Source organism: Candidatus Cyanaurora vandensis, from assembly GCF_013285555.1.
In the GTDB taxonomy this organism is placed as follows: domain Bacteria; phylum Cyanobacteriota; class Cyanobacteriia; order Gloeobacterales; family Anthocerotibacteraceae; genus Cyanaurora; species Cyanaurora vandensis.
Genome location: NZ_JAAXLT010000022.1, coordinates 1 through 5,139 on the forward strand (window position 1 = coordinate 1; position 5,139 = coordinate 5,139).

A 5,139-nucleotide genomic window follows, 5' to 3' on the forward strand; every position below is an offset into this window, starting at 1 on the left:
ATACTGGCCTGTCTAGCTTGGGAGTTAAGCTTACCTGCCCAGTCATAGGCTTCGGCTAAATCAGGACACAACTTATATAAATCTTGTTTATTAGTTCCCTTGTTATCCATCCAGTAGCGGAGTGCTTTATTACGAATAAACTGGGCAGTGCGGATAGCTTCATTGAGCTTTGCATACTGTTCTAGTTTTCCGTCAAGTTTCGACTCAAGGACAATCATGACACAATTATAATCTATGACACTTTATTTATCGTTGTTAACTTTATGACTCCCTTCAGTGGTGGCGGCTGATATCCCCATAGCTAAAGCTAGGGGCTTTACGCCGCTTTTGGTAAGTTGACAAATAGTAAGAAACTTGTACGGAGAACTAAGGAAGCCCCTAGACACAACCAAGCTTTCGGCGAGAGGCAGGGTGCGGCGGCGGGGCTGATGCTATACATTGAGTTTCCTCAAAATTTACTTTAGGGCACGTTCAGCTAGGGCGATACGGGTCTTACCCGAGAGGCGCAGGATATCTAGGGCACTCACGAGGTCTTGGTAACGGGTCTTATCATCACCAGCCAGGATCAAAAGCGTCTCATTGGAGAGCTTTTTCAAGCGCGCGAGTAGTTCAGGACCACTCACTTTGTCCTTGTTGTAGTAGAAGTTGCCGTCTTTGTCCACACTCACGTCTACCTGCTCGATCTTTTTGGTCTCAACAATGGGGGTAGAATTCGCTTGGGGCAGGTTTAGATCGAGGGCACGGTTCTTCTGGATGAACAGCGTGGCAACGATAAAGAACGTGAGCAAGGTGAACATTACGTCAATCAAAGGCACGACCGGGACTTCAGGAAACTCGTCAGAGATGGGTGGGAGACGCATGGGTTTAGTGGGGTAATGCCCCCCGTTGGCTGGGGGGCGGGAATGGTTAGGTCAAGCTGAAGTTAATCGGTACAGCAACTTTTGAACTTTCCGTGACACTGCCCCGACGAGCAGGCTCAAACTTCATGTTCATGACCGCTGCTTGGGCCGCAGCATCCAGGTTCGGGAAACCACTACTCGTTTGGACCCGTGTGCGGGTAACGTTGCCGTCTTTGTCTAGGTAGGCCACGACAATTACCCGGCCCTCCTGTCCAGCCTCCCGTGCAGCATCAGGATAGGCAGCGACTGGCGAACTCAAGAGTTTGGCCTTGACTAAAGGCTCAGGCTCAGGCGGCGGCGGCGGCGGCGGCGGTTCAGGGGCCGTGCCCGTGCCTTCGGGCGAACCCTCCTCGCCAACACCAGTCCCCTCGGCTGAACCCTTACCCACGCCTTGACCATTGACACTATCGCCATCAAAAGCGTTGTAGTTACTGGTCGAGGCAATAGATTTGTTGCCAGTCTTAGTCTGGAAGATGCGACGGGCGGAAGACCCGGACTTCTTCTGTTGGACCTGGACTTTTTTAGGTGGTTCCTTGGGCTTGGGTGGTGGGGGTGGTTTTACCTTGGGTTTTTGCGGCACGGGTAGTTTTTCGAGAGCCACAAGCTCCGGCTCGGCCCGCTCCTCCTGTCCAATCGGCACGGGCGTGGGCAACCGTCCAAAGAACACAAAACCCAGATGGAGGACCAGCGAGAACCCAAGCGCGAACCAGATGGTCGGCGGGAAAAACGGGGTATCGTTGGGACTCGGGTTGGGGTTGGCGACCGTCATTCTATCTGCCCTCCAAGTTCCGAGCCGCCAGGGAGACTTGGCCCCGGTCTGCTTCACGAATTACATCCATCGCCCTGACGATATCCGCATACTCCGTTAGTTCATCGCCCGCCAAGATGATCAGCGTCTTCTCTGGGACCGCCTTGATCCGCTCTAAAAGCTCAGCCCGCTCGACGCGGTCCTTATTGAAGTAAAGGTTGCCGTCTTTGTCCACACTCACGTCCACTTGGTCCACTTCCTTACGGTCCAAAGAAGCCGTGGTCGCGGACTTCGGGAGGTTGAGTTCGATCGCACGGCTCTTCTCGATAAAGAGGGTTGCCACAATAAAGAACGTCAACAGGGTAAACATTACGTCAATGAGCGGGACGACCGGGATCTCGGGAAACTTATCGGATAGGTGTGGTAGGCGCATAGTCGCTAGCCTCACTGCGTTTGCGGTGGATGATCTCAAGTTCGCCGGAGTATTGCCCGATGATGGCAATTTGCCGATTGTAGAGGGACCGGAACACGTTGGTGATGAGCAGGGTCAAAAGAGCAACGGTGATCCCGGTGGCGGTGGCAATCAGGGCCTCGCCGATCCCCCCGGTGACGTTACTGGCCTCGCTGGTGCTGGTGACAGCCCCCAAGTTAATACTGCTCAAGGCTTTAATCAAACCCGTAATCGTCCCGACTAGACCAATCAAAGGCGAAGCAGTGATGATCGTGTCAAACAAGGTCGTCCACTTGCGTAACTCGGGTACTTCAGCAGAGGTAGCGGACTCCATGGCAAGGCGAAACTGGTCCTCATCGGTCTCGCCGAGTCGGAAAGCCGCCCCAAAGATCCGGGCTATGGGCAGAGCTTTATATTCCTCACATACCTTAAGAGCTGCATCTAGGGATTTACGCTTATAGGTGTTGAGGACCTCAGCCACGAAAATTGGGGTTTCCTTTTGGACCTTAGACCAAAAGATGACGCGCTCGATAATCAGGGCAATGGCAAGGATCGAAAAAATGATTAGGGGATACATCGCTAGTCCCCCCTTCTCGCTCAACGTCAAGATCGAGCCATCACCAGTGGGGCTTTCGACTGTTTCGGCTTGAGCTATGAACAGGGTTCCAGCCGCTCCAAGGGTCTTTAGCAGGTCCATGGGCAAATTCCGTCCTACGTCAGGGTAAAGGATTAAACAAAGTACATTATAGGAAACGCTCCCTATAATAATGTTTCCTCAGGACAGGTTTAACATATTTTTACAATTGCTTGCCAAAACTCATAACTGGGGTATTCCCAGGGAACTAGGCTTTCACACGGACTGCTAGGCCAGTCCTAGATTTCAAGGCTGTAGGCGTTTGACAATCGTACTCAAGCGGTCATAGTCATCTTTGAGCAACAGACTCAGTTCCCGACCTGCTCGCACTAGCCATTCCCTCGCCTCATCGTGGGCCAGATAGCCTTGGCGGAGGGTGGCAGCAATCAGTTCATCCACGGGAGCACCACTGATCCCCAGGAGAGTCCGCAAAAAGTTTAGGTTCTGATAAAAGCGGGCGACTTCCAGGGTTGTGCAGAGACGAACGGGTTCATGGACTTGGGGCGGGTAGGGCGGCAGGTGTTGATAATTACGTCCCTCACTGCGATAACCGACGATGACACAACGAAACTCCGTCTTGAGCATTTCAAAAATTTGTGGTTGTTCGTCGCGTAACTGTTGCAAGGACCGACCGAGGGCACGGGCACGGTGGACTGAATCCACAGGCGCGGTGGTGGCATAGTAAACTACCCCATAGGTCTCTAGTCCCCGCTCCTCATCCACCGCCTTGACCAGGGACCCGAAGGCTGGGGGCCGGGTAAACTCCAACCGTTCACTGTCTAGGCACTGCGCTAAAAACTCAGTGGTGGCGGCCTCAATTACCTCAGACCTAGGACTATCGAGCACGGGTAATTTTTTCATGGGTGGGCGTTTGGATTGGCCCTATCCTACCAAACTCAGCTACATCAACTATTAGTTATCACTGCCATTCCTGAAAGCCAATCATAGTTTTTTCGTGACAAGGTAAGCGTTATTACGTACGATATTTGCACTGTGAAAGTGTGTGGAGTGATGAGTCATCTAAATCGCAAAAACAGGCGGGCTGCCTGTCTCTTGAACCTGGCTGTCGTCCTGGTTTGTCTTGGGGTACTAACCAGAAATCCAGTTAGTGCTGAACCCGCCTTGATCCTGGCGCAGAATGTAACCGAGGGGGGCCGCGCGCAGGACCTGACGGGACCCGTCCCCCTTTCCGTCGCCCAAGTTACCCCGACCGATGAAGCCGATGACGAACCCGTAGACCTGCTCAGTGAAGTCAACGTCACCGCTCTCCGCCGCCGCGTCACCGAGCGGGAGAACACCCAGACCACCTACGTCGTCACCCGTGAAGACATCCAAGCAGCGGGAGCGACGACGGTTGCCGATGCCCTGCGGCTCATCCCCAGTATCCGGTTCACCGATGACCTAGGCGGGGTGGATACCACCGGGTTTAACCAAGTCCGGGGCCTGGATGACACGCGATTTATCCTGCTCCAGGATGGTCGCCCCCTGACCCGTGCCTCCAATAACCGCGCCGCCAACATCTCCAAACTACCCACCGCCAACGTGGAACGCATTGAAGTCGTGACCGGGGGTTCGAGCCTGCGCTATGGCGCGGATGCCATCGGCGGGGTGATTAACGTCATCACCCAGATCCCAGCCGGTCCGCCCAAAGTAACGGCCTTGGTCAACTTCGGGAGCTACGGGTTTAGCCAATACTTGCTGGATTATTCTGGGAGCAATAGTGTAGATCCCAGTGAGGCCGGGTATTTCGGCTACCAGTTGGGCTATGAACGCCGCTCTGTGTTGAACAACTTCAACCAGACAGTCTCGGTCACGGCTCCAGCGGGGGGCTTCGTGCGGTTTGCCAGTGTTACCCCCGACGCCCAGTCCTTCAGTTCCACCACCCCAGCTTTCGGATTCTACAGCTATAGTGACCTCTACTACGGCAAGGCCATCTTCAAACCGGGCCGGGAACACACGATTACCCTGGCGGTCCAGCAACAGAATACCCGCCGGGGCTACGCCTTCTATTACGGTCCCAACTGCCGCTTCCGGCCCCAGGGGAACGTCTCGGGCGGGGGCTATGTGGCACCCAAGCCCTACTTCTATTGTTATGACAAGGCTTATTACGACGGCAGGACGGTCGCCTACGATGCCCCCTACGACTTGCGGATTGACGATACAGGAATCAACCTTAACTGGGACTGGAACCTGACCGAACTCAATACCCTCAGTACCCAGGTCTCCTACAACAACTCTTGGGAGAACTACCCCTCCAGCAGTGGGCAACGCTACCTCAACAACCGCACCCTGGAAGCCCAACTCCGCTACAACGCCGAACTGTACCCAGGCAACATCTTGAATACCGGGTTCCAGTTCCTCTCCAACCGCTCAATCCAAGTGCCCTTTATCGGTGCCCCCCTCAATG

6 protein-coding genes and 1 pseudogene are annotated in these 5,139 nt (G+C 54.3%); 1 reads left to right on the forward strand and 6 read right to left on the reverse strand.

The genetic code is table 11. The features are described 5' to 3' along the window. From HFM78_RS01570 to HFM78_RS01595, 6 genes and pseudogenes are all read right to left on the reverse strand, one after another. A pseudogene (locus HFM78_RS01570) lies at positions 1-218 on the reverse strand (RNA-guided endonuclease TnpB family protein); the annotation flags it as partial. A 237-nt stretch (positions 219-455) separates the two neighbouring features. Beyond that, complete coding sequence (locus tag HFM78_RS01575) at positions 456-860, reverse strand: biopolymer transporter ExbD (RefSeq protein ID WP_287127660.1); 405 nt, start codon at positions 858-860, stop codon at positions 456-458. Positions 861-906: 46 nt separating this feature from the next. Next, positions 907-1,668 carry an energy transducer TonB gene (locus tag HFM78_RS01580; RefSeq protein ID WP_287127661.1) on the reverse strand — a complete coding sequence of 254 codons (762 nt, stop codon included), beginning with the start codon at positions 1,666-1,668 and terminating at the stop codon, positions 907-909. A 1-nt stretch (position 1,669) separates the two neighbouring features. Beyond that, complete coding sequence (locus tag HFM78_RS01585) at positions 1,670-2,080, reverse strand: biopolymer transporter ExbD (RefSeq protein ID WP_287127662.1); 411 nt, start codon at positions 2,078-2,080, stop codon at positions 1,670-1,672. After that, complete coding sequence (locus HFM78_RS01590; protein ID WP_287127663.1) at positions 2,055-2,675, reverse strand: MotA/TolQ/ExbB proton channel family protein; 621 nt, start codon at positions 2,673-2,675, stop codon at positions 2,055-2,057. The genes HFM78_RS01585 and HFM78_RS01590 overlap by 26 nt, the downstream gene beginning before the upstream one ends. A gap of 303 nt (positions 2,676-2,978) precedes the next feature. Beyond that, positions 2,979-3,593 carry an HAS-barrel domain-containing protein gene (locus HFM78_RS01595; RefSeq protein WP_287127664.1) on the reverse strand — a complete coding sequence of 205 codons (615 nt, stop codon included), beginning with the start codon at positions 3,591-3,593 and terminating at the stop codon, positions 2,979-2,981. A gap of 150 nt (positions 3,594-3,743) precedes the next feature. On the opposite strand from HFM78_RS01595, the gene HFM78_RS01600 reads away from it, so the two are divergent. Next, a partial coding sequence (locus tag HFM78_RS01600; protein WP_287127665.1) for a TonB-dependent siderophore receptor occupies positions 3,744-5,139 on the forward strand: 1,396 nt, incomplete at its 3' end.